Here is a 23,213-nt window from a genome sequence, read left to right on the forward strand (position 1 = left end):
CCCTCCTTCAGGGTCCTACTTCAGGGTCAGGAACCGCTGCACCAGCGCCGCGAGCAGCACCGCCAGCAGCGGCAGCGAGAACCAGAAGCTGCTCTGCAGCCACCGCAGTTGCCGCACGCTCGGCCGCATCCCCACCCGGAGCACTTCCCGTGCCGACAGCAGCACGATCAGCGCGACGGCCGCGAGGGCGCCGACCACCGACCAGGGCGTCCAGGTCACCAGCGGTCCCGGCGGGCCGGGATCGGCCTCGGGGACGGGGCCGGGGGGCCGCGTGGCCAGGGCGTAGATCGTCACGTCGGCGTTGACGAACACCCTGCGCAGCTCGGGCCGCCGGTCCAGGTTCTGGATCAGCCGGGGCTCCCAGGTCGCCGGGTAGCCCACATCCATGCGCAGGTAGGTGACCTGAGCACGGTTGATCATCAGATACGAGTTCGGCCCGGCGTCCTGCAACGCCTTGACCAGCCCCGCCACCAGCACCGGGTCGGACGGCGCCTGCGTCGGCAGATACTCCACCTTCTCCATGTCCCGGGCGCCCCACGGCATCGCGGGCGTCACGGTCTGCAGCGGGTCGTCGCTGAGCCACAGCAGCCGCACGCTGGGATCGTCGTGCGCGTACACGAACTCCATGGCGGCGACCTCGCCGGGCCGCACCCGTTCGAACGGCTCGTTGCCCCACCGCGCCACCAGGAACCCGCCCATCAGCACCAGCCCCGCCATCAGCGCGGCCAGCGGGGCGAGGCTCACCCGGTCCTTGTCCCGTTCCTCGGCGGTGACGCCGGTGCGCGGGAAGAGCGCGAGCCCCGCCAGCAGGGCGGCGCCGGGCAGCGCGAACAGGAAGACGCGCAGCGCCATCTCGCCGCCGTACGACTGCATGCCGAAGCCCAGGAACGGCACGAAGGTCAGGACCAGCAGCGACCGCTCGCGGTACTTGTGCGCGCGCCGCCGCCACCAGCCCCAGCAGGCGAACGCCAGCACCCCGCCCGCCAACGCCACGCGCGCGTACAGCACGAGCTGGTGGGTGGAACTGCCGCCCTCGATCCGCCCGGACACCGACGACGACACATTGCCGCCGACGCCGCCGATCCCGCCGAACAGCTCGTCGAAGTGGCCGGACCAGTACGGCTCGGCCATGAAGCCGATCCAGGCCGCGACCATCACCCCGAACAGCACCGGCAGGCCCCGCAGTTCGGACCTGCCGACCAGGACGAGGACCGTGAGCACGCCCAGCATCACGAACGGGGTCAGCTGGTGGGCCGGGACGGTCGCCGCGAACAGGCCGATCACCACGAGCAGCAGCACCACCCGCTGCCGCCGGTTCGTCGGCTCGACTTCCGCCTCACCGGGGCGGAGCCTCGTCCAGATCACGCGCGGCGCGCGGAACCAGACCAGCACGATCGCGACGAGGACGAGGTACAGCAGGTAGGTGAAGCCCTGCGGGGAGAAGTAGTCCTGGCCGACCCAGCCGCTCAGCACGAAGATCCAGACGCCGGTCCATTTGGCGCGCCAGCTCGCCCGGAGCGCCCGCGTGAGCAGGAACAGCGGGGCGAGATACAGCAGTTGGACAGTCAGCGGCCACCAGCGGATCACCTCGGTGAGGTCGGTGACCCCGCAGGCCTGGGCGACGAAGGCGGCCACGGCGAAGAAGCCGGGCCAGCTCCAGCGCGCGTCCAGGTCCGGTACGGCCGTGCCGGTGCGGTCGATGTGGTCGAGGAAGCCGAGGTGCTGCCAGGCCGTGGCGAACCGTGGCTCGGTCTCGATCACGGTGGGCAGCGCGTGCAGTGATACGACCGTCGCCAGCAGGGTGACCAGCAGCAACGTCCGGTGCTCACGGCTCGGCCAGAGCAGCGAGGCGAACACCACGACCAGCAGCGCGGCCCCGGCCAGGGTGGGGATGGGCAGGACGGAGATCAGGCCCAGCCCGCCCATGCGGTCCAGGTCGGCCTCGCCGAGGCGGGACGCCGGCACCCAGTAGAGCAGGAGCGCGGCGACCAGGAGACAGCCGAGGACCACACCGAGGCGGGTGGGCATCAGGCGCTGCCGCCAAGGTGCCGCCGCATGGGGAACCTTCGTTTCCGCTGCCCCGGCAGGCTCCGACGGCACCCCCGTGGGCGGCGTCCCCGGCCCCGGCCGGACGTCCGGCCGCCGTTCCTGATGGTCGAGGTCGGCCGGGATGCCCAGCACCAGGGTGTCGCTGTCGCGTGCCCCCAGGTCGGCGAGGTCACCGTCCGGTGCCGCGCCCGCCGGGACGTCGGCGGACGAGGCGCCCCGGACGGTGCGGTACAGCCTGGGCGCGGCGATCGCCACGATCACCGCGAGGCTGACGATCTCGGCGACGCCCGCGCCGGTCAGGCCCATCCTCGGGAGCAGCACCAGCGTCAGGCCGAGCACCAGCGCGCACAACAGGCCCTGCAGCCAGGCCAGTCCGGCGGTACGGCTCTGCGCGCGCAGCACCGCGAAGTAGGTCTCCATCACGACCCGCAGCACCGCGCCGACCGCGAACCAGCGCAGCAGCGGCGTGGCCGCGTCCGCGTACCCGGCGCCGAACACACCGAGGATCCAGGGCGCGCCGAAGAACAGCACGGCGGCCACCGGCACCATGATCCGGGCCATCCGCCTCAGCGCGGCCCGGGTGTTGGCGGCGAGTCGGCCCGGATCGTGCGAGCCCTCGACGGTCAGTGAGGCGCCCATGTTGATGGCGAGCAGGTTGACCGTGCCGCCGATGGTGGCGGTGATGTAGAAGTACGCGTTGTCCTCGGCGCTGACCTGCGCGGCCACGATCACCGGGACGAGATAGACCACGGCGAGCGAGAACAGCGACCCGGTGTAGTCGCCCGCCAGGAACCGCCCGACCTCCCTCAGTGTCGGGGGCCGCGCGTGCTCCTCGGTCGCCGCCACATGCCGGGGCACCAGCCGCCGGAACACCAGCCAGCCCAGCGGCAGCACGGACGTGGCGATCGCCGCGACCCAGGACACGAAGACCCCGGCCATGGGGATCGCCACCGCGAACGCGATCAGCAGCCCCAGCTTCACCGCCGAGAACACGGTGTTCCCGACCGGCACCCACAGCGCGCTGCGCAGCCCGGTGAGCACACCGTCCTGGAGCGTGAGCAGGTTCCAGGCGACGACGGCCACCACGAAACCGGCGGCGGCCGGCGACGAGTGCAGGAAGCGGTACGACGGTCCCCACACGTCCAGCGTCAGCAGGAACACGCCCGCCGCCAGCGCCACCACGAGCGAACTGCCCGCGTAGGTACGGAAGACGAGGCGCCCGGTGGCACGGCCCGCGACCGGGATGAACCGGGCGAGGGCACCGGTGAGCGTCACCGCGGTGAGCCCCGCGAGGAGCTTCATCGCGGCGATCGCGGCGGAGCCCTGGCCGACCGCCGCCTCGGAGTAGTAGCGGGCGGCGAGCAGCCAGTAGCCCAGGCCGAGTACCGCGGAGATTCCGGTGTTCAGCATCAGCGCGTACGCGTTGCGCAGCAGCTGACCGCCGCCCGGCGACCGGCCGACCCCGGGCAGCCCGCGTCGGCGCCGGGGCTGCTCCGGGGCCTGTTCGTCGGTCGGTTCGGCCTGTGCTGTGGTCGTCGTGTCAGACACGGGTACGGGTGGCCTTCCGGCAGACCTGACGTGCTCGGCGGACCAGCGCGTACCCCTTGGTGAGGGCGCGGTCCCTGGTGAAGGCTCGGGTGATCGCGCGGCCCTCGACGAGCCGCTCGAACTCCTCGATCCCGGTGCTGCGGCGCACGGTGACACGGCGCAGGGCGTACGGCCCCTGTCTTCGCCGGGCGAGTTCGTTGCCGACGGCGAGGGCCTGGGCGTACCCCGTCGTACGGACCTCCTGGCGGACCCGGCGGCTGGAGTAGCCGTAGGGGTAGGCGAACGACACCGGCAGCGCGCCCAGTTCGTCCGCGACGATGTCCCGGCAGCGGGTCAGCTCGAAGCGCAGGGCGTCGTCGTCGAGCTGGTCGAGCTGCGGATGGCTGTGGCTGTGGCCGCCTATCTCGACGCCGGACTCGGCCAGTTCGCGCACCTGGACCCAGTCGAGCATGCGGTCCAGGGCGCCTCCGGTGGCGTGGACGCCCCTGATCCAGCCGGTGGAGACGAACAGCGTGGCCGGGAAGCCGTGCTTCCTGAGCACGGGCAGGGCGTGCCGGTGCACGCCCTCGTAGCCGTCGTCGAAGGTGACCAGGACCGGGCGCGGCGGCAGCAGACGCCCGGAGCGCCAGCGGCCCGCGAGGTCGGCCGTGGTGAGGGGGGTGAGGCCCAGGTCGCCGATGACCTCCATCTGCCGGACGAAGGCCTCGGGCGTGACCGACAGGGCGCGGGTGGTGTCGTTCGGGTCGGTCGCGACCGCGTGGTACATCAGGATCGGCACGCGCGTGTCAGTCACGTCTGCCGCCCCCCACGATCAGGTCCGCCGCCCCCCCGACCGGCGCCACGGAGAACGTCGTACCGCTCCTGCGCGCCCGCACGCTGCCCACGACGTACCCACCGGCCGCCGCGCACACCCCCGCGACGATCGCCCCCGCCCTGCCCGCCCCGCCCGGCCGGGCCAGCAGCGCGTCGCGCAGGCCGCGCGCCACCCCGCCCGGCAGGACTCGGGTGGTGTACCGGCGTTCCGACTCCAGGCCCTTGGCCGCGCCCACGCTCCGGGCCACCAGCGCCTTCGACAGGCCCTCGGCGTACGCGCGCGTACGGAAGTAGCCGAACCGCTCGCGGCCCGACGGCACCCGGTGGTGGATCACCGCGCGGTCGTCGATCAGCAGGATCGCCTCGGGCAGGGCGCGGGTGAGGCGGATGCACAGCTCCGTCTCCTCGCAGCCCAGCGGGCGCTTGTCGCCGTCCCGTCCGATGCCGGTGGCGAAGCCGCCCGCCGCGTCGAACGCGCTGCGGCGGAAGGAGGCGTTGCCGCCCAGGACGTTGCGCACCCGGACCAGGCCGGGCGGCAGGCCCCGATAGGTGCAGCCGACCACCCAGTCGAACTCCTCCGGGAACCACACCGGCCGGCGCCCCGACGCCCAGATGGGCACCGTACGGCCGCCGACCGCCATCACCCGCGGGTCGGCGTACGCCGAGGCGAAGTGCCTGAGCCAGTCCCGTTCGGCGACGGCGTCGTCGTCGAGGAAGGCGATCACGTCACCGTGGGCGGCGGCGATGCCGGTGTTGCGGCCCGCGGACAGGCCGCGAGGACCCGCGTTGGCGAGCACCCGCACACCGCTGGTTTCCTTGAACTCCCGGGTCAGGCGGTGCAGGAGGGCCTGGTTGTGGTCCACGACCAGGAGCGTCTCCAGGGCCTGCCGGGACTGCGCCCGCACCGAGGCGACCGCCGCGAGGATGTCCTCCCAGCGGTCCTCGGTGTAGACGCAGATCACGACGGAGATGTCGGGACCGCTCAAGACACCTCTCCCCGGGCCGTGTCGAGCATCGGCGAGGGGTGGGTGCGGCGGCGCAGCGCACGCCGGTTGGAGCGCTCCCGCAGGATCACCCTCAGCACCCGCAGGCCGTCGCGCACGGCGCTCAGGTTGCTGGTGCCGTGGATGCGGAGGTACTCGTGGCTGGGTATCTCCTGCACCTTCAGCCCGGCCTTGACCACCCGGATGTTCATCAGGGTCTCGACCTCGAAGCCGGTGCAGTCCAGGTCGATCTTGTCCAGGCAGTGCCGCCAGAAGGCGTTGTAGCCGTAGCACAGGTCGGTGTAGCGGGCGCCGAACTTGCGGTTGACGACCGCGCACAGCGCGCGGTTGCCCATCTTGCGGATGAAGGTCATGTCGTCGGTGCCGCCGCCGTTGGCGAACCGGGACCCTTTGGCGAAGTCCGCCCCGGAGACCAGGGCGGAGACGTACGACACGATCTCGTTGCCGTCGGCCGAGCCGTCCGCGTCGACCATCACGATGATGTCGCCGGTGCACGCCTCGAACCCGGTGATCAGCGCGTCCCCCTTGCCCTTTCCGCGCTGTTCGACGACCTTCACGTCCGGCCACAGCCCACGGGCGACCGCGACGGTGTCGTCGGTGGAATTGCCGTCCACCAACACCACTTCGTGGATCCAGTCCGGAAGGGTCTTGAAGACGTACGGGAGATTCTCCGCCTCGTTCATGGCGGGAATCACCACGCTCACCGGCGGCGTAATGGCCAGGTGCGTGGAGATCGGCCGGTAGGCGCCGGCCGTCGTCGGAATCTGGTCGGTGGTCGTCGAGTCGGTGGTCGTCGAGCCCAGAACGGAGCTCATGAGTCTGGTCCCTCTCGTCCGGTGGACCGCCCACCCCCGGGCGGCCCGGCTTTTTGTCCGGTTCGAAAGGGGGGTTTGTCACTGGCAAAGCTCACCGGCCCCGAAAAAGGCAGCCGGTTGCGCGGAACGGCTCGATCACGCATGAGGCATCACGCGTCACCGAGCACGGCACCCCCCACCGCGCGCCCCGCTCCGGCACATCACCGCGGCCCTGAGCCCTCCCCTGGTCCGCTGTGGTGACGGTCCGATGCGGATGAGATGTACGACGGTATTGACGCATCACCCCTTATGGCAAGACCTGAGCATAGCCTTACCTTTTAGTTGGATTAGCCGTTACCTGCGACCTGACCGAATCTTTCCCATTTGCTTCAGCAGTTTGTCCGCAGGCTCGAACAGCTCCGGCCGCGACACCACCACATTGCGCAGAGCACGCACCGGCGCACGCCGGGCGCGATGCCCGAAAGCGACCGGGTGACGACGGGTCACCCACCCTTCGGACACCTGCATTTCCCGCGTCTTCAGGGAGTCCTTGTATTCCTTCTGGCCCCGCCCGAGATCCAGATGGGCGATTCCGTCGGCGGCGGCCGACTCGGCCATCCGCAGATGCAGCACCAGCCCCGGTGAGTACTTCGAGAACGCCGGGTCGTACGCGGGGAACCAGCAGGCCAGCACGCGTTCGGTGCGCAGCCCGAAGTGCGCGGCGATCGGCCGGCCGCCCGCGTACAGCACCGACAGGATCCCGGCGAACGGCTCGGAGCGGGTGTGGAACAGCCGCTCCACCAGCCGGGTGATCCACTCGTGCGCGAAGCGGTCGCTGCGCCCGGTCCTGCGGTACTGCGCGGACTTCCAGTCCATCAGCGTGCGCAGGGCGGCGGGGTCCCGCTCGTCGTGGACGTACACGACCTCGCCCACGTCGCGGCCGAGTCTGCGGTCCTTGGCGAGAGTGGACTTGGTGAACTTCGGTGACCGGTCGCGCAGCCGGGCCAGATACGTGTCGAATCCCTGGTCGACGTCGATGACCGGGGACGGGTAGGTGCCGGAGGCGTGCGCCTCGAACGGCCGCTGGGCTTCCACCAGGTGGTCGAACTCCCATACCGCGAGCCCGCAGGCCCGCAGCAGCTCACGGGCGTCCCAGGTGAATCCGGGGCGGTGCACAACGCCCTGCGCGTCGGAGACGCCGAGCCCGACGGCCCGGCCGACACCGGCGGCGGATCTCTGGAACGGGAAGAACGCGGCGGGCTGGCCGTCCTCGCGGACCACCGCGATCCGGACGCCGCGTCGGCACCGGCCCACGGCCAGCGCGAACTCCGGCGACAGGAACGGGTTCGCCAGCTCCGGCGAACCGTGCAGATGGGACTTGGCCTGCATCTGCGTCCAGGCCGCCCGGTCGGCGCCGGTCAGCTCGCCGGGGCGGTACACACGGATGTCCACGTCACAAACCCCCTCTTCTCGCCGTACGGCCACCGGAGCGCCGTACCAGAACCAGCAGGAGAGTGAGGGCGCTGAGGACGGTCACGGCCGCGATGCCGCCGCGTACCGACCACAGGTGCAGGGCCAGCAGGCCCTGGGCCACCAGCATGTCGACCACGATCGCGCCCGCCAGCGCCACGATGGCGCGGCCGAGCGGATCCAGCCCGTCGAGTGCGGCGGCGATGGCCACGGCCGGTGCCGCCAGCAGGAAGAACAGCGTGAACGGACCGCGCAGCGGCGAGTCGGACTCGATGAGCGCGAGCAGCGCGCCGATCCCCCCGACGGCGGTCGCGGCGCCCGCGAGCGCCAGCCTCAGGTCCCTCCCCGAACCGGGCCGCGTCCGCTCGGCGCCGTCTGGTGCGTCTGATGCATCTGTGTTCGCACGGATGGTCTGCATTGGCGACTTTGCCCCCCGAAGCGCCGGATGCCGGGCTTCAATGTCGCTCAGCCCCCGGGGAGCCGTCAAGACGCGGAATTTGAACGCCTGTCAAAAGTTTTGGCATGGACACTTCCATTCAACACGCGTAGTTGGTACGACGGTTGAGGCAGAGATCCTGCTAAAGGGAGGTTCCATGAGACGTTCCCGACTTGCCGTATACCTCGGCTCCCTCCTCCTCGCCGCCACGGCCTCCCTCACCGGAGCCGCCGCGGCGCAGGCGTCGGAAGCCGCCGCCACCGGCTATGTGGCGCTCGGCGACTCCTACTCCTCCGGTGTCGGCGCGGGCAGCTACCTCAGCTCCAGCGGCGACTGCAAGCGCAGCACGCGCGCGTACCCCTACCTCTGGGCCGCCGCCAACTCACCCTCGTCCTTCAACTTCACGGCCTGCTCGGGCGCCCGAACGGATGAAGTTGTCGCCAGTCAGCTGGCGCCCCTCAACGCGAGCACCGGCCTGGTCTCGATCACCGTCGGCGGCAACGACGCCGGCTTCGCGGACGTCATGACGACGTGCGTACTGCAGTCCGACAGCGCCTGCGTCTCCCGCATCAACACCGCGCGGGCGTACGTCGACAGCACGCTCCCCGGCAAGCTCGACAACGTGTACGCGGCGATCCGCAGCAAGGCCCCCTCGGCACACGTCGTCGTCCTCGGCTACCCCCGCTTCTACAAGCTCGGCCAGGCCTGCCTCGGCCTGTCCGAGACCAAGCGCAAGGCCATCAACGACGCCTCCGACCACCTGAACACCGCCATCGAGAAGCGCGCCCGGAACCACGGCTTCACCTTCGGTGACGTCCGCACCACCTTCACCGGCCACGAGATCTGCTCCGGCGCCTCCTGGCTGCACAGCGTCAACTGGTTCAACATCGGCGAGTCGTACCACCCCACCGCGAACGGACAGTCCGGCGGCTATCTGCCGGTGCTCAACGCCGCCTGACCCTCAGGGAGTGGGCGACAGTGAAGGGGAGGCCCCGCCCGTCGGGGTCTCCGTCACACAGGTCACCGAGAACGGCACCGCGTTGGACGTGGTGTGCACCGGGTCGCGGACCTCGACCCTGAGTTCGTTCTCCAGCGTCCCGCTCTCCTCGTACGTCGTCACGATCACCCGGTCCTGCCTGGTCCGCTCCCCGCCCTCCGGGAACGACAGCGTCTTCCAGCTCTCGACCTCGCCGTCCCTGGTCACCCACCGGTAGTCGACCTGCGCCGGGAGCCGGCCCACCGTGAACGTCGCCGTGAACGTGGGGGCCTGGTCGCCCGGCGGCGGGCAGGGACCGGAGTAGTCGGTGCGCTCGCCGGAGAGGCTGACGGTCACCGTCTGGGGCGGCGGAGTGGACGTGGGGGTCTCGCTCGGGGTCGGGGTGGTGGCCCCGGGCCCGCCGCCGGGGTCGGTGGTCTCCTCTTCCGGGGTCGTCTCCGTTGTCCCTGTGGCGGGCGGGTCGGTGGTCTGCGCCGTACTGCCGCCGTTGCCGCCGTCGTTGTTGTTGAGGAGCGCGTACGTCAGCCCGCCGATGGCCAGCGCCAGCGCCGCGACGCCCGCGACCAGGACGGTGACGGTGCGGCGGTCGTGGCGGGGTTCGGTGGTCGTGGTGGTCGCGGCCGGGACGGGTTGCGGTGGGGTGGGGGACGGCGGTTGCCGGTCGGCGACCGTGGGGGAGTACGGGTACGGGGTGTACGGCGTCGTCGGCGCCGTGTCCGCGCGGGGGGTGCCCCCGGCGCCGATCAACCGCAGGTCCTGCTCGGCCCGTTCGGGTGACAGGCGCTCGGCCGGGTCCTTGCGCAGCAGACCCTCGATGACGGGGGTGAGCGGACCGGCCCGGCGCGGCGGCGGCAGCTCGTCGTCGACGATCGCGCGCAGGGTGCTCAACGGGGTGTCGTGCCGGAAGGGGGAGTGCCCCTCGACCGCCGCGTACAACAGCACGCCCAGCGACCACAGGTCGGACTCCGGGCCCGGCGTCCGGCCGAGCGCCCGCTCCGGCGCGAGGAACTCGGGCGAGCCGACGACCTCGCCGGTCATCGTCAGCGCCGAACTGCCCTCGACCATCGCGATGCCGAAGTCGGTGAGGACGACCCGGCCGTCGTTCGACAGCAGGACGTTGGCCGGTTTCACGTCCCGGTGCAGCACCCCGGCCTCGTGCGCGGCGCGCAGCGCGGACAGCACCTCCGCGCCGATGTGCGCCGCGCGCTGCGGCGCCAGCGGCCCCTCGGCGTCCAGCAGCTCCGCGAGGGAGATACCGCGGACCAACTCCATCACGATCCAGGGTCGGCCCTCGTCCGTGGCCACGTCGTACACCGTCACGACATTGCGGTTCGCGACCCGCGCCGCCGCCCAGGCCTCGCGCTCCAGGCGGGCGTACATCCGCTCGACGTCGGCGGTGGGCAGCCCGGCCGGGGCGCGCACCTCCTTGACGGCGACCTCGCGGTGGAGCACCTCGTCGCGGGCGCGCCACACCGTGCCCATCCCGCCCTCGCCGAGCGGGGACAGCAGGCGGTAACGGCCGGCGATCACGCGTTCACTGCCCGGATGCACGGACACGGGCGCCCCCATTCGCAGCCGCGAGTGATGTGTCGTCTGATTTCTCCCCAAAAGTAGCTCACCCGAATGCCGATGCCGCCCCCCTGAGCACCAATCCGGCACCCAGGGCCACGACGACGAACGCGGAACCCACCGGCGCGGTACGGCGGACCAGCGCGGCCAGCGGATTGGCGGTCCAGCGCGGCCGCCGGACCAGGGCACGGCTCACGCCGACGCCGAACTTCACGACGGCGAAACCGGCGGCGGTGAGGGTGAGCGCCAGGCCGACGCCGTACGCGACGACGAGCAGCAGCCCGAACCAGGCGTGCCCGAGGGCGGCGGCGCCCACCAGGACGACGACCGCGGAGGGGCTGGGCACCATGCCACCGGCGAAGCCCATGAGGATCGTGCCGCGGAGGGTGGGGGCGATGGGGTGGGTGTGGGTGCGGCCGCCGTGGGTGTGGGTGTGGGCGTGGGTGTGCTGATGGGAGTGCGGGTGCGGAGGGGTGTGACCCCCGTGGTCGTGTGCGTCAGGGTGGTCGCCGTGGTCGTGCGCGTCAGGGTGGTCGCCGTGGTCGTGCGCGTCAGGGTGGTCGCCGTGGTTGTGCGCGTGAGGGTGGTCGCCGTGGTTGTGCGCGTGAGGGTGGTCGCCGTGGTTGTGCGCGTGAGGGTGGTCGCCGTGGTTGTGCGCGTGAGCGTGGTCGCCGTGTCCGTGTCCGTGTGCGTGTGCGTGCGGGTGCGGGTGCGGGTGTGCGTGCGGGTGCCGGTGCGGGTGCGGGTGGTCGTGGTCGCCGTGTGCGTGTGGGTGTGCGTGCGGGTGGTCGTGGTCGCCGTGTGGGTGTGCGTGCGGGTGGTCGTGATCGCGATGGTCGTGCGCATGCGCGTGCTCATGGCCGTGGCCTTGGTGGTGGTCATGGTCGCGCGCGTGTACGTGTGCCTGGACGCGTCCCCGACCGCGGACCGCCCGCCGGACCAGTCCCGCCCCCGCCACCGTCACCAGCACGCCGCTCGCGATGCCCAGCCAGGCGACCACCGAGGGGGCCGCCGCGGACCCCGCCGTGACCAGGAGGCCGAGGGCGACGACACCGAGGGTGTGGGTGACCGTGACGGAGGCGGCCAGGGGCAGGACGTCCTTCATGCGGGCCTGGCCGCCGTGCGCCGCCGCGGTGGCCGCCATCAACGTCTTGCCGTGGCCGGGTGCGAGGGCGTGCATCGCGCCCAGGCCGATGGCGACGAGCAGGGCGAGGGCGGCGAAGCCGACGGTGAGGTCGTGCCGGGCGACCAGGGAGTCCAGGGCGCGGGTGAAGCGGTCGGCGCCGCGCGGCAGGACGGACGCGGCGGGCGCGTCGCCCCGCTCCCCGGCCAGCGCGGGGCCGCCGGGACGCACCCGCAGGGCCGCGGTGGTGGTGTCGGCCGGGGACGACAGCAACTCCTCCGGATAGGCGGTCAGTTCACGCGACGCCGACTCCTCCGGCACGTCCGACGCGGTGAGCGTCGTACGGTCCCCGCGCGCGGTGATCTCCCGCCAGCCGGGGCCGGAGTCGGCGCCCGCGCTGCGGAACCCGACGGTCACCGAGTCGCCCTCGGGAAGGGGAGCGGTCAGTCGGCACTCCACCCGCAGGGTGTCGAGCCCCGCCTGACCGGGCCGCACGCGCGCGTGGCTGCCGGCGACACGGAGGGGGACCGTACGTCCGTCGACGGTGACCTCGCTGTCCCGGGCGGCGGCCGCGCACCGCTGCTCGGCCCAGCCGCTCAGCCCGAGCCGTTCGACATCGGGTCCGGCCTGGGTCGCCGGGATCTCGGCGAGGTCCTCGACGTGGTCGACGCGGAGTTCGCCGGGGGCGGTGACCAACCCGTCGTAGTGGTTGACCGTGAAGTTGCCGAGCGGGTGCGCGGACGCGGTGCCGACGGGGACGAGGACGAGGACGCCGGTGGCGGCCAGGACGGCGAGGAGACGGGGGAGCTTCACCGGTCCGCCTCCAGGGACTTCACTGCCGCACGGGCCTCGCGGGCGCCGAGCGGGGAGAAGCCGGGGTTCAGCTGCACAGCCGCGGTCAGGGAGGCGCGGGCCTCCTTCGTGCGGCCCGTGGCGAGCTCGATCACGCCGCGGTGGTACAGGAACGCGGCGTTGCGGTAGCCGGTGGCGGTGGCCCGGCGGGCGTACGGCAGGGCCTCCTCGTCGCGGCCGTTCACATGCAGGGCCCAGGCGAGGGCGTCCGCGGTGTGCACGGTCTTCCGGCGGTCCCACTCGGCGCGGGCGGCGCGCAGCGCGAGCTTCGCGTCGCCGTGGTCGGCGGCGGCGAGGGCGGTGTCGAGGTCGACGTTGACACCCCCCGCGCGCGCGAGGGCGGTCCAGGCGTCGACGAGGGCGTACTGCTCGCGGGCCCGGGTCTGGTCACCGCCCTCCTCGTACAGCTCCCCGAGCGCCACCAGCGGGCCCGGCAGCGGGGCGCGGGCGACGACCGCCTCCATGCCGCGCACGGCCTCGGCACGGTCACCGCTGGCCGCCTGCGCGCGGGCGCGTCCCTCCAGCGCGGGGAGGTAGCCGTCGTCGGCGGCGAGGGCGCGGGCGTAGTGCAGCAGCGCGGTCTCGTGGTCGCCCTGGTTCCACGCGAGGTGGCCGAGCGCGGTGGCGACGTACGCCGTGTCGGCGGGCGTGGCGGCGGCGTCGAGGGCCTGCTCCAGGACCCGGCGGGCGGTGCGGACGTCACCGCGCAGCTCACGCACGTACGCGTACCGCGTGAAGACGGGGATGCCCGGCCGCCGGGAGTCGGCGGTGTCGGCGGCCTGCGCTGCTTCGTCGTATCGGCCGAGTTCGAGCAGGGTGTCGATACGGCTGCACAGGGCGCGTTCGTTGTAGGGGTTCCGCTGCAGGGCCTGGTCGGCGAACTTCAGGGCGCCGGTGAAGTCGTGGCGGGCGGCGGCGAGGGCGGCCCGGCCGGCCAGGGCCTGGTCGTTGCCGGGCCTGAGATCGAGCGAGCGGTCCAGCGCCTTCTCGGCCTGCGGGTAGCGGGAGGGGTCGCCGTCGACCCTGGCCTGTTCGACGTAAGCGAGGCCCAGGGTGGCCCAGGCACCGAAGTCCCGTGGCTGGGCGCGGAGATGGGCCTGCAGTCCGGTGACGCTCGCGTCGAGGTCGCCGCCGCCGAGCAGCGCGGCGGGCGACATGCCGCCACCCGCCTCCGCCACGGCACGACCGCCGTCGTCCCGCGTGTTCCCGAGCGCGATCGACCCTCCGGTGAGCGCCACGGCCAACAGCACGACACACCCCGCGAGTTGGGCCCGGCGCCAGCGCCGCCCGGCCGCGGAGACCCGCCGCAGCGCGGCGACACGCTGGTCGGGGCCCGTCGCCTCGGAGGCAGTGGCGTCGGTCGCACCCGCGCCGTTCTCGCTCTCCACCGTGGCGTCGGCTGTGGCGGGGCGGCTTCCGCTCTCCACCGTGGCGTCGGCCGTACCCGCGCCGTTCTCGCTCTCCACCGTGGCGTCGGCCGTACCCGCGCCGTTCTCGCTCTCCACCGTGGCGTCGGCCGTACCCGCGCCGTTCTCGCTCTCCACCGTGGCGTCGGCCGTACCCGGACTGCTCCCGCCCTCCACCGTGGCGTCGGCCGTACCCGGACTGCTCCCGCCCTCCATGCCCGGGCCGTTCTCGCCCTTCACCACCCCGCCGTCCGGCCTCCGGCCGTTCTCGCGCTCCGGGTCGTCGTCGTTCGTACGCGGGACCATGCCTCTCCTTGGTGCACCAGCGGATGGGGATGTTCGTCAGGAGGCGCGGCCCGCGCCGGGGGGATGGGGGAGGGGCGGGCCGCGCCGGTCGGTGGGGGCGTCAGTACGCGCGGCCCCGCATGCGGCGCCACCACATCAGGGCGACGCCGATCAGCAGGATTCCGCCCGCACCCGCGCCCGCGGAGGCGGCGATCAGGGTCGTGTCGTCCGAGCCCGCGGGCTGGAGGGCGTCGCCGATCTGGCTGCGGACGTCGTTGCCGCCCGAGGTGCCCTTGGCCAGCGGGCCGCGCGAGCCCTCCGTCGGCAGGGCGAGGTACGGGAAGGCCTTCTCGAACTCCTTGTCGTTCTGGTCCACCGCGTCGCCCAGGTCGTTCTTGGCGCCGAGCAGTTCACCCTCGACGACCTGGAGGGAGGCGTCGATCACGTCGTCGGTGAGACGGCGGCCGTTGGGGAAGCCCGCGTTGTCGCCGTCCAGGACGCCGAGCCGCTTCGGTTCGGCGGCCGGTTTGATGGACGTGTTCAGGCGCAGCATCTCGGACGGGGTCACGTGCGGCGGCTGGTTGAGGCCCTGAACGCCATTCAGGAAGACGTCCACCAGGTCGTTGCGGGGCTCCTTGGGCGCCGGGATCTTGTAGATCGCCTCGATGAGCTTCGGCAGCTCGGGGTTGGTGACGTTGTCCAGGAACTGGGCGTCGTCCCACGGCCCGGACGCGTTGAAGGTGTCCTTGTCCTCGATCGGGTTGACGACCTCGTTGACCAGCGGGTTGCCGAGCCGCGAGACCTGGCGGAAGTGGCCCTGGGCGTTCTTGCGCTGGGTCGTCGACCAGATGCCGACGATCGGCTGGTCGGCGGACTCCTGGATCAGGTGGTTGGGCACCTGCAGGGCGATGGAGTTGACGTTGTAGCCCTTGAGCGTGTCGTTGCCGACCTCGGAGAGGTTCCCGCCGTACAGGAGGTCGAAGACGCGCAGGTCCAGGAAGAACGGGTCGTCGGCCTGCCCGGCGAACGTCGTGGCGCCGCCCGCCAGTTCGTGGATCGCCTGCTCGCGCAGCTTGGCGTAGTCCGGCATGGACGCCTTGCCCACGTTCGAGGGCGCGACCGGCACATCGTCCGCGATCTTCGTACGGGACACCAGGTGCTGGTTCTTCAGCCGCAGCAGATCGATGTCGTAGGTCTGCGTGACGTTGAGGTCCGGGTCGTCCAGGCTCTCGACGGGGCCGGTGTTGTAGAGGAACGTCTTCTTGTTCTTGATGTGCGTCTTGAACGTGTAGCGGAACAACAGTTCGCCCTGCGCGTCGCCGTTGTTGTCGATGTGGAGGTCGTACTGGGCGTCCTCGGCGAACGTGAAGAAGTTCGGTCCGCCGGCCGGCTCCTCGAACGGGATCCAGTTGGCGATGATCGTCGTCGTGTCCGGCTTGTCCGGGCTGACGAACGCGTACACGTCGGTGTTGTCGTACTGCGGGGTGCCCGAGATCAGCGGGGCCTCCCGGTGACTGGAGGCGGCGGCCGCCCCGGGTTGCAGCGCGGTCACGCCGGCGGCCGCGAGCCCTCCGGCGGCCAGCGCACCACAGACGAGGGTGGCGACGCTCCTGAGTCCCGCGCCGCGCTTGGAGATAGCTGTCATGCCGTCCGTCCTCAGTGCCAACTTGCCTGACACCGGGGATTCGGAGCGGTGCGCGGACCGGATTGGTCGAGGCGGAAAACTTGTACGGCGGGCGGGTGTTGGCCCGGGTGTGGGGTGTGCCTCGCGGCGTTTCTGGGCCTGCGGGCTGCGGCCTGCCGGACGGTGACCCCGTGGTGTCCCCGGCCTTCGGCCGTGAATTTCCCGGTCCCCGACCCGCGTTTTCGGCACGCTCATCCGTACCCCCATCCGGAGGTGCGTTCGTTGCGAATGTCTGGTGTGACGGGACGGCCCGGGTGCGGCCGGGGAGAGGGGGAGCGCGTGGAGGCGGACAGACTGCTGATCCGCGTCGCGGGCGGGGACCAGATGGCGTTCGAGGAGCTCTACGCACTGGTGTCCGGACCGGTGTTCGGGCTCGTCAAGCGCGTGGTGCGGGATCCGGCGCAGTCCGAGGAGGTGGCCCAGGAGGTGCTGCTCGAACTGTGGCGGTCCGCCGCCCGCTTCGACCCCGGCCGCGGCAGCGCCCTGTCCTGGATCCTCACCCTCGCCCACCGCCGCGCCGTCGACCGGGTGCGCAGCGCCCGCGCGGCCGGTGAGCGGGAGCAGCGCGAGGCTCTGCGCGCCGGGACGCCCGCCTTCGACCAGGTCGCCGAGGAGGTGGAGGCCGGACTCGAACGCGAGTGGGTGCGCCGGTGCCTGAACCGGCTCACCGCCCTCCAGCGGGAGTCCGTCACCCTCGCCTACTACGACGGCTACACCTACCGTGAAGTGGCCGAACGGCTCTCGCTGCCGCTCGGCACGGTCAAGACCCGGATGCGCGACGGACTGACCCGGCTGCGCGAGTGCCTCGGAGGAGTCGCGTGAGCTTCCTGGACCGCCCGCACACCGAGGGCCGAGGGGGTACGGCATGAGCCTGCTCGACCGGCTGCGCGGCAGCGCCGACCTGCACAGCCTCGCCGCGCCCTACGCGCTCGACGCCCTGGAGGGCGACGAACGCGCCCGCTTCGAGAAGCATCTGGCGCGCTGCGAGCGCTGCGCGCAGGAGGTACGGGCGCTCGCCGAGGACGCCGTGCGCCTCGCCTGGTCCACGGCCGCCCCCGCGCCGGCCGCCCTGCGCGACCGGGTGCTGGCCGCCGTACGCACGACCCCGCAGGAGCCCGCACGCGTGCGGGAGCACCGGCTGCCCGCGCATGTGTGGGGCACGCAGCCACCCCCGGCGCGCACCCGTACCCCCCGGCCGCGCCCCCTGTTCGTCCCGTTCGCCACCGCGACCGCCGCCGCGGCCCTCGTCGTCGCCTCCCTCTTCGCCGTCCAGGCCAACCAGACCCGGGAGCAACTGGCCGCCGAGCGGAACCGGGCGCGTGAGATCGCCCACGTCCTCGCCGCCCCGGACGCCCGCGCGGCCACCGGACGGGATGCCGAGGGGCGGACGATCGGAGTGATCGCCTCCGCTTCGGAGGGGCGTGCGGTCGTCACGCTGAACGGATACGACGAGCTGCCGAGCGACCGTGTGCACCAACTCTGGCTCATGCGCCCCCAGGCACAACCGCGCTCCCTGGGCCTCCTCGACGACGACACGCCCTTCGTGGCGAACGGCCTGGACAGGGCGGCGACGTCACTCGCAGTGACCGTCGAGCCCGACGGGGGGTCACCTCAGCCGACCACCCAGCCGGTTGTCCAACTCGCCCTGGAATCGGTCGGATTCGGAGGGTGATCGACGAGGCGTGGTCAACGGCCTTACAGGGAAGGTGAATCCTGTGACCGCGATACACGCGTGCCCCAAGGGGGAGATAGGGTTACCCTGCCCGGGCCGGGTGGACTCGTACGGGTGGGGAGTGACATGGAACAGATAACAGTGCGCAGCAGGGCAAGGGTCCCTGCGATCACCTGCGGGAGCAGCGCGACCAGCTCGCGCCTCGACCGCCATCTCTCGGTGCTGGCGGGCCCTGCCGTCCCGCAGCGGGAGGCGGCCGAGGCGACCTCGCTGATGCGCGAGATAACCGCACGTGACACCGCGCACGAGCGCAGCGACCGGGGCACGCGGGTGAGCAGGGTCTCGCTCTTCGCACCGCTGCGCCGACTGCGCCGTTCGCTGTTCGGCGGGCACTGACCCGCACAGGCGTCCCTGACGCGACCCTTCGAGGGCCCGCGCTCAGGCAGCCACACCGTCCCGGCGCAGCGCTGCGATCTCGTCGTCCGTCATCCCCACGGCACGCAGCAACGCTTCGGTGTGCTGCCCGAGCGCGGGTACGTCTCCGCTCCGCGCCGGCTCCCCACCCGGCCAGGTGATCGGCGGCAGCAGCGCCCTCAGCGGCCCCACCGGCGAGCCCACCTCCCGCCACCGCTCCCGGGCCGCCAACTGTGGATGCTCCGCCACCTCCCGGACGTCCCGCAGCCGGGCGCACGCGATCCCCGCACCCTCCAGCCGGGCCAGCGCCTCGTCGGCGCCCAGCGTCCCCAGCGCCCGCGCCACCTCCGCGTCCGTCCGCTCCCGGTTCGCCACCCGCGCCGCGTTCGTCGCGAACGCCGGATCGGTCCCCAACTCCGGCCGCCCCATGACCCGTTCGGCGAGCCGCCGCCACTCCCGGTCGTTCTGCACCGACAGCAGCACCCGCCCGCCGTCCGCCGTGGCGTAGGCGTCGTAGGGCGCGATGACGGCGTGCGCGAGGCCCGTGCGCGCCGGGGGAGTGCCGTCGTGCATCACATGGTGCAGCGGATGCCCCATCCACTCCGCGAGCGCCTCCAGCATCGACACCTCCACCGGCCCGCCGCGCCCGGTGGTGCCGCGCCGCACCAGTGCCGCCAGCACGCCCGAGAAGGCGTACATGGCGGCCGCGATGTCCGCCGCCGGGATCCCCGCCTTCACCGGCTGCTCCGGCGTCCCCGTCACCGACACCAGCCCGGCCTCGCACTGCACGAGCATGTCGTACGCCCGCTTGTCCGCGTACGGTCCCGAGGACCCGTATCCGGAGATGTCCACGGCGATCAGCCGCGGGTGCGCGGCGCACAGCGTGGCCGCGTCGAGCCCGAGCCGCGCCGCCGCCCCCTGCGCGAGGTTCTGCACGAACACGTCCGCGTCCGCCACCAGCCGCCGTACGACGTCCAGCCCGCGCGGGTCCTTCAGGTCCAGCGCGATGGACTCCTTGCCGCCGTTGCACCACACGAAGTGCGAGGCGAGGCCGCGGGCGGCGGTGTCGTAACCGCGCGCGAAGTCGCCGCCGTCCACCCGCTCGACCTTGATCACCCGCGCCCCGAGGTCGGCGAGCTGCCGGGTGGCGAAGGGGGCGGCGACGGCCTGCTCGACGGCGACGACGGTGATGCCCGCCAGGGGCAGGGGCTGCTGTTCCATGCCAGGGATCATGGCCCGCGCGTCACAGCTTTGTCATGCACGCCCACCAGCCTCGCCCAGGACAGCCCCGCCAAGGCGCCCGCGTGCGGCGAGTACGACGCGCTGCCCGGGGTGCCGCCCTCGCCCCCATCGGCACCAGCCCGCACAGCCGGAGCGGCGGAAGGCCGTCAAGGCGGGTTGGTTCAGCGCTCGCCGTGCGCGTAGCGGCGCACGGCGAGCGGGACGCACACCGCCAGCAGCACGGCGCACCACGCCAGCGACCCGGCGAAACGAGCTCGCCACCGCCGAGCGCACCCGCTCGCTGCCCTGGTCGCCGGAGCAGGAGAACGCGGTGCGGGCCGCCTATCTGGGCGGCCGGATCGCGACGGGCGAGTATCCGCGGCTGGCGGCCGCCCTCGCGGAGGATCCCGGGCCGGTGGATCTGGAGGCGGTGTTCGAGCGGGTGTTGCTGCGGGTGCTGGACGGGTTCCAGGGGGCGCCTAGAGGAGCGCCAACTGCCCCTCCGGGCCCTCCTCGTGGGTGTCCAGGACCGACGCGGGGCGGCGGGCGGAGGCGGGGACCGGCAGGACGCCGGCGGTGCGCAGGTCGGTCGCGGTGAGGGTGGACTCCGCCTGGACCGGCGGGAGGTCGGCCAGGAGCGTGAGGACCGTGATCAGCTCCAGCAGTTCCGACGTCCACGTCTGGGGCCAGGTCGCCGGGCGGATCGCGAGGAGCGTGCCGGGCTCGTCCTCGGTCGTGCGCGCCGCGAACCACTGCTCCAGGACGCGGATCCCGCCCGCCTCGAAGTCCCAGGCCTGGGACGGGACGGGGGAGATACGGCCCTCGTCGAGATGCAGGGTCTCCTCGTCGCGGTCGTAGTGGAGCGTGTGGGGGCGTGCGGGGAGCGGGGCGCGGACGTAGGGGCGGCGGCCGCCGGGCAGTTTGGGGCGGTCGCCGTCGCGGCGCAGCAGCCAGAGCATGCGGCGGCCCGTGTCGACGCCGTGCGACCAGAGGCCGGGGTCCGTGGTGAGCGGAACGGTGAGGTCCGCCCGGACCGCGGTCAGGATCCAGGCGAGGACGTCGACCGGGGCGAGGTCCTGCCCGAGGCGGGTGGCCAAGTGGTCCAGCAGGCCTGGTGTCAGGTTCGGTTCGGCGCCGCCGGGGCGGCGGTACAGGGGGCGGACCCGGCCGGGGCGGAGCAGCGGGAGCAGGGAGGTGGCCAGCAGATGGGGCCCGCCGCCCTCCGGGGTCTCCACCACGAACACCTGCCGTTCGTCGGCCACCCGCCACAACTCCGGTCGCGCCGCGTCGATGAGACGGTGGTCCGGAATCAGCCACTGCTCGTCGAAGGGGGACAGCAGCACGCGGACCGGTTCCGGGCAGGGGCCCTGCGCGCGCAGCAGCTTCTCCGTGCCGGTGGACCGGCCCGGCAGCTGCCCGACCGCCGAGTGCAGGGTGCGCGACCGCGTGGGCTCGAACAGGGCCTCCCGGTCCGCGCCCTCCGCCTTCATCAAGGCGTCCCAGCGGGCCTTGAGGGAGGACGGGTCGGGGGCCGTCGGCCACCCCCGGCCGATTCGCGGCGGTGCGACGGACCACGGCATGAGGTCCGCGAGCAGCGGAGCGTCGTCGTGCGTCACGCCGGGCATCGTACGACGGGGTTCCGGCATGTGCCTCAAGTGGCGTCCAGCGTCACCGTGAAGGAGAAGCGGTCGCCCCGGTAGTGGATGACGGCCACGTCCAGCACCCGCCCGGCCATGTCGTAGGTCACGCCCGTGTAGTGCAGGATCGGGCTCAGCAGCGGCACGTTGAGCAGCCGCGCCGTCTCCGGGTCCGCGAGCCGCGCCTCCACCGTGTCCGTGATGCGGCTGATGTCCGCCCCGACGACATCCCGCAGCACCTTGGTCATCGGCCAGCGGATCAGATCGTCCAGGTCGATTCGCCCGGCCAGTTCGGGACGGACGTAGTTGTGGGCGTGGTTGGTCGGCTCGCCCGTCTTCTCGTCGCTGCGCAGCCGGTGGTACGTCGCCACCTCGCCGAGGTCCGGGAAGTACTCGGCGAGTTCCGCGGGCACGGGCGCGTGTCCGTGGTCCAGCAGTTCGGTGGTCATGCCGGACTGCTGGGCCACGATCGCGTCCACCGAGCCCAGCAGCCGCACCGGGGCACCCCTCCTCGCGCTGGGCTCGATGAACGTGCCGCGCCTGCGGTGCCGCGTGATGAGTCCCTCGTCCTCCAGCTCCTTCAGCGCCTGCCGCATGGTCAGCACGCTCACCCCGTAGTGCCCCGCCAGCTGTTCCTCGGTCGGCAGCCGCAGCGGCTCCCGGGGCGAGCGGCCGAGTATCGAGGCGCGCAGCGACTGCGACACCTGGTACCAGAGCGGCAGCTTGCGGTTCAGGACGATCGAGTCCGGGGCGAAGGAGGTCACGGGGCCATCCGTACCGGCAGGAAACGGTCAGTGCAAGGGGCGCCCTGTGGCGAGCGACCGTCACAACGCGCGGAAGTGCCGCTGAAGGCCCTGCCACACGTCGTCGTAGCGCTGTTGCAGATGCTCCGCCCGCGCCGCCTGCGGTGTCAGGGTCACCGGCCAGCGCGTCTCGAACATGAACGCCAGCCCGTCGTCCACCTTCTGCGGCCGCAGCTCGGCGGCGCTCGCCCGGTCGAACGTCTCCCGGTCCGGGCCGTGCGCCGACATCATGTTGTGCAGCGAGCCGCCGCCCGGCACGAACCCTTCGGCCTTGGCGTCATACGCGCCCTCGATCAGGCCCATGTACTCGCTCATCACGTTCCGGTGGAAGTACGGCGGCCGGAACGTGTCCTCGCCCACCAGCCAGCGCGGCGCGAACACCACGAAGTCGACGCCCGCGAGGCCGGGAGTGTCGGACGGGGAGGTGAGGACCGTGAAGATCGACGGGTCCGGGTGGTCGTACGAGATGGTGCCGAGCACATTGAAACGACGCAGATCGTAGGCGTACGGCACATGGTTGCCGTGCCAGGCGACGACGTCGAGCGGTGAGTGGTCGTACGTCGCCGTCCAGAGGTTGCCGCAGAACTTGTTGACCACCTCCACCGGGCCCTCCACGTCCTCGTACGCGGCGACCGGCGCCCGGAAGTCCCGGGGGTTGGCGAGGCCGTTGGCGCCGATCGGGCCGAGGTCGGGGAGGCGGAAGGGGGCGCCGTAGTTCTCGCAGACGTAACCTCGGGCGGTCGTGCTCTGCCTGCCGTCGGACGCGGTGTCGAGCAGCTCGACGCGGAAGCGGACCCCGCGCGGGACGAGCGCGACATGGCCGGGTTCCACCGCCAGCAGCCCGAACTCCGTGCGCAGCAGCAGCCCGCCCCGCTCCGGCACGATCAGCAGCTCGCCGTCCGCGTCGCTGAAGACGCGGTCCATGTCGGCGTTCGCGTGGTAGAGGTGCACGGCCATGCCGGTGCGCTGGGTGGCGTCGCCGTTGCCGCCCAGGGTCCACAGGCCGGCCAGGAAGTCGGTGCCGGGCGGCGGCTCGGGCAGCGGGTTCCAGCGCAGGCGGTTCGGGTCGGGCACGGTCTCGGTGAAGGGGGCCGTGCGCAGGCCGCCGTTGTCGGTGCGGGTGAACGCGGGGTGGGCGGCCGAGGGGCGGATGCGGTAGAGCCAGGAACGGCGGTTGTGGGCGCGGGGCTCGGTGAAGGCCGTACCGCTGAGCTGCTCCGCGTACAGGCCGAGAGGTGCGCGTTGGGGTGAGTTGCGGCCCTCGGGCAGTGCGCCCGGGACGGCCTCCGAGCTGTGCTCGTTGCCGAATCCGGAGAGATGGGCCAGCCCTTCGGCGGTCTTCCGCGCTCCCCCACGCTCGAACACGCTCGCGCGGGAGGTACCCCCATCGCTCATGATCGCTGCTCCCTTGCACGTTGATTCCTATGGTTCACCGT

The 23,213-nt window shown here is 72.5% G+C and carries 18 protein-coding genes and 2 pseudogenes; 5 read left to right on the top strand and 15 right to left on the bottom strand.

Annotated features, from left to right (window positions below; genetic code table 11):
* Positions 1-15: 15 nt before the first annotated feature.
* The 6 genes from KWI83_RS06285 to KWI83_RS06310 all read right to left on the bottom strand — a co-directional run bounded on the left by KWI83_RS06285 (position 16) and on the right by KWI83_RS06310 (position 8,096).
* The gene (locus KWI83_RS06285; protein ID WP_218513287.1) at positions 16-3,597 is read right to left on the bottom strand and encodes a lipopolysaccharide biosynthesis protein; all 3,582 of its coding nucleotides are present in this window, start codon (positions 3,595-3,597) and stop codon (positions 16-18) included.
* Entirely contained in the window at positions 3,590-4,390 is an 801-nt protein-coding gene (locus tag KWI83_RS06290) for a polysaccharide deacetylase family protein (protein ID WP_308121993.1), read from the bottom strand. Before KWI83_RS06290 ends, KWI83_RS06285 begins: the two co-directional genes overlap by 8 nt.
* Positions 4,383-5,396 (bottom strand): glycosyltransferase family 2 protein, encoded by a 1,014-nt coding sequence (locus KWI83_RS06295; protein WP_218513288.1) that lies wholly within the window; start codon positions 5,394-5,396, stop codon positions 4,383-4,385. The genes KWI83_RS06290 and KWI83_RS06295 overlap by 8 nt, the downstream gene beginning before the upstream one ends.
* The gene (locus KWI83_RS06300; RefSeq protein ID WP_256361888.1) at positions 5,393-6,229 is read right to left on the bottom strand and encodes a glycosyltransferase family 2 protein; all 837 of its coding nucleotides are present in this window, start codon (positions 6,227-6,229) and stop codon (positions 5,393-5,395) included. Before KWI83_RS06300 ends, KWI83_RS06295 begins: the two co-directional genes overlap by 4 nt.
* Positions 6,230-6,562: 333 nt before the next feature.
* A complete protein-coding gene (locus KWI83_RS06305) occupies positions 6,563-7,660 on the bottom strand; it encodes a GNAT family N-acetyltransferase (RefSeq protein WP_218513289.1) in 1,098 nt (365 codons plus the stop codon).
* A 1-nt stretch (position 7,661) separates the two neighbouring features.
* Complete coding sequence (locus tag KWI83_RS06310; protein ID WP_256361889.1) at positions 7,662-8,096, bottom strand: hypothetical protein; 435 nt, start codon at positions 8,094-8,096, stop codon at positions 7,662-7,664.
* Between the two features lie 175 nt (positions 8,097-8,271).
* On the opposite strand from KWI83_RS06310, the gene KWI83_RS06315 reads away from it, so the two are divergent.
* Complete coding sequence (locus KWI83_RS06315; RefSeq protein WP_218513290.1) at positions 8,272-9,072, top strand: SGNH/GDSL hydrolase family protein; 801 nt, start codon at positions 8,272-8,274, stop codon at positions 9,070-9,072.
* 3 nt (positions 9,073-9,075) lie between these two features.
* Here KWI83_RS06315 and KWI83_RS06320 read toward each other — a convergent pair whose 3' ends face one another.
* The 4 genes from KWI83_RS06320 to KWI83_RS06335 form a co-directional block, all read right to left on the bottom strand.
* A complete protein-coding gene (locus KWI83_RS06320) occupies positions 9,076-10,668 on the bottom strand; it encodes a serine/threonine-protein kinase (RefSeq protein WP_374106277.1) in 1,593 nt (530 codons plus the stop codon).
* Positions 10,669-10,726: 58 nt separating this feature from the next.
* Entirely contained in the window at positions 10,727-12,616 is a 1,890-nt protein-coding gene (locus KWI83_RS06325) for a nickel transporter (protein ID WP_308121994.1), read from the bottom strand.
* Positions 12,613-14,367, bottom strand: coding sequence for a tetratricopeptide repeat protein (locus KWI83_RS06330; RefSeq protein WP_218513292.1), 1,755 nt, complete (start codon positions 14,365-14,367; stop codon positions 12,613-12,615). Before KWI83_RS06330 ends, KWI83_RS06325 begins: the two co-directional genes overlap by 4 nt.
* A 100-nt stretch (positions 14,368-14,467) precedes the next feature.
* Entirely contained in the window at positions 14,468-15,991 is a 1,524-nt protein-coding gene (locus KWI83_RS06335; protein WP_218513293.1) for a DUF4331 domain-containing protein, read from the bottom strand.
* A 318-nt stretch (positions 15,992-16,309) separates the two neighbouring features.
* Between KWI83_RS06335 and KWI83_RS06340 the strand changes: the two genes are divergently transcribed.
* The 3 genes from KWI83_RS06340 (at position 16,310) to KWI83_RS06350 (ending at position 18,098) form a co-directional block, all read left to right on the top strand.
* The gene (locus KWI83_RS06340) at positions 16,310-16,852 is read left to right on the top strand and encodes a sigma-70 family RNA polymerase sigma factor (RefSeq protein ID WP_218513294.1); all 543 of its coding nucleotides are present in this window, start codon (positions 16,310-16,312) and stop codon (positions 16,850-16,852) included.
* A gap of 43 nt (positions 16,853-16,895) precedes the next feature.
* Positions 16,896-17,702, top strand: coding sequence for an anti-sigma factor domain-containing protein (locus KWI83_RS06345; protein ID WP_218513295.1), 807 nt, complete (start codon positions 16,896-16,898; stop codon positions 17,700-17,702).
* Between the two features lie 126 nt (positions 17,703-17,828).
* Positions 17,829-18,098, top strand: a complete 270-nt coding sequence (locus KWI83_RS06350) for a hypothetical protein (protein WP_218513296.1) — start codon at positions 17,829-17,831, stop codon at positions 18,096-18,098.
* Between the two features lie 42 nt (positions 18,099-18,140).
* Here the strand turns inward: KWI83_RS06350 and KWI83_RS06355 are convergent, their stop codons facing one another.
* Together KWI83_RS06355 and KWI83_RS38175 are read right to left on the bottom strand one after the other, a co-directional pair.
* Positions 18,141-19,337, bottom strand: coding sequence for a CaiB/BaiF CoA-transferase family protein (locus tag KWI83_RS06355; protein WP_256361891.1), 1,197 nt, complete (start codon positions 19,335-19,337; stop codon positions 18,141-18,143).
* A 182-nt stretch (positions 19,338-19,519) separates the two neighbouring features.
* Positions 19,520-19,603, bottom strand: a pseudogene (locus KWI83_RS38175) (ABC transporter permease); the annotation flags it as partial.
* Between the two features lie 2 nt (positions 19,604-19,605).
* Between KWI83_RS38175 and KWI83_RS38180 the strand changes: the two are divergent.
* Positions 19,606-19,824 (top strand): annotated as a pseudogene (locus tag KWI83_RS38180) (TetR/AcrR family transcriptional regulator); the annotation flags it as partial.
* Here the strand turns inward: KWI83_RS38180 and KWI83_RS06360 are convergent.
* From KWI83_RS06360 to hmgA, 3 genes are read right to left on the bottom strand one after another with little or no spacing between them, the layout of a single operon-like run.
* On the bottom strand, positions 19,817-20,962 hold the full coding sequence (locus KWI83_RS06360) for a type ISP restriction/modification enzyme (protein WP_218513298.1): 1,146 nt from the start codon (positions 20,960-20,962) through the stop codon (positions 19,817-19,819). The pseudogene KWI83_RS38180 and the gene KWI83_RS06360 sit on opposite strands and share 8 nt — an antisense overlap.
* Positions 20,963-20,988: 26 nt before the next feature.
* Positions 20,989-21,738 carry a GntR family transcriptional regulator gene (locus KWI83_RS06365; protein WP_218513299.1) on the bottom strand — a complete coding sequence of 250 codons (750 nt, stop codon included), beginning with the start codon at positions 21,736-21,738 and terminating at the stop codon, positions 20,989-20,991.
* Positions 21,739-21,798: 60 nt separating this feature from the next.
* Positions 21,799-23,172, bottom strand: coding sequence for a homogentisate 1,2-dioxygenase (hmgA, locus tag KWI83_RS06370; RefSeq protein WP_218513300.1), 1,374 nt, complete (start codon positions 23,170-23,172; stop codon positions 21,799-21,801).
* Positions 23,173-23,213 lie beyond the last annotated feature (41 nt).

This window comes from Streptomyces sp. TRM70350, from assembly GCF_019219825.1.
Lineage (GTDB): Bacteria > Actinomycetota > Actinomycetes > Streptomycetales > Streptomycetaceae > Streptomyces.

What these genes read in the sequence shown, in the direction of transcription:
- KWI83_RS06300 (WP_256361888.1), bottom strand. Translation starts at nt 6,229, where the DNA reads ATGAGCTCCGTTCTGGGCTCGACGACCACCGACTCGACGACCACCGAC.
- KWI83_RS06310 (WP_256361889.1), bottom strand. Translation starts at nt 8,096, where the DNA reads ATGCAGACCATCCGTGCGAACACAGATGCATCAGACGCACCAGACGGC.
- KWI83_RS06315 (WP_218513290.1), top strand. Translation starts at nt 8,272, where the DNA reads ATGAGACGTTCCCGACTTGCCGTATACCTCGGCTCCCTCCTCCTCGCC.
- KWI83_RS06330 (WP_218513292.1), bottom strand. Translation starts at nt 14,367, where the DNA reads ATGGTCCCGCGTACGAACGACGACGACCCGGAGCGCGAGAACGGCCGG.
- KWI83_RS06335 (WP_218513293.1), bottom strand. Translation starts at nt 15,991, where the DNA reads ATGACAGCTATCTCCAAGCGCGGCGCGGGACTCAGGAGCGTCGCCACC.
- KWI83_RS06345 (WP_218513295.1), top strand. Translation starts at nt 16,896, where the DNA reads ATGAGCCTGCTCGACCGGCTGCGCGGCAGCGCCGACCTGCACAGCCTC.
- KWI83_RS06350 (WP_218513296.1), top strand. Translation starts at nt 17,829, where the DNA reads ATGGAACAGATAACAGTGCGCAGCAGGGCAAGGGTCCCTGCGATCACC.
- KWI83_RS06355 (WP_256361891.1), bottom strand. Translation starts at nt 19,337, where the DNA reads ATGGAACAGCAGCCCCTGCCCCTGGCGGGCATCACCGTCGTCGCCGTC.
- KWI83_RS06360 (WP_218513298.1), bottom strand. Translation starts at nt 20,962, where the DNA reads ATGCCCGGCGTGACGCACGACGACGCTCCGCTGCTCGCGGACCTCATG.
- hmgA (WP_218513300.1), bottom strand. Translation starts at nt 23,172, where the DNA reads ATGAGCGATGGGGGTACCTCCCGCGCGAGCGTGTTCGAGCGTGGGGGA.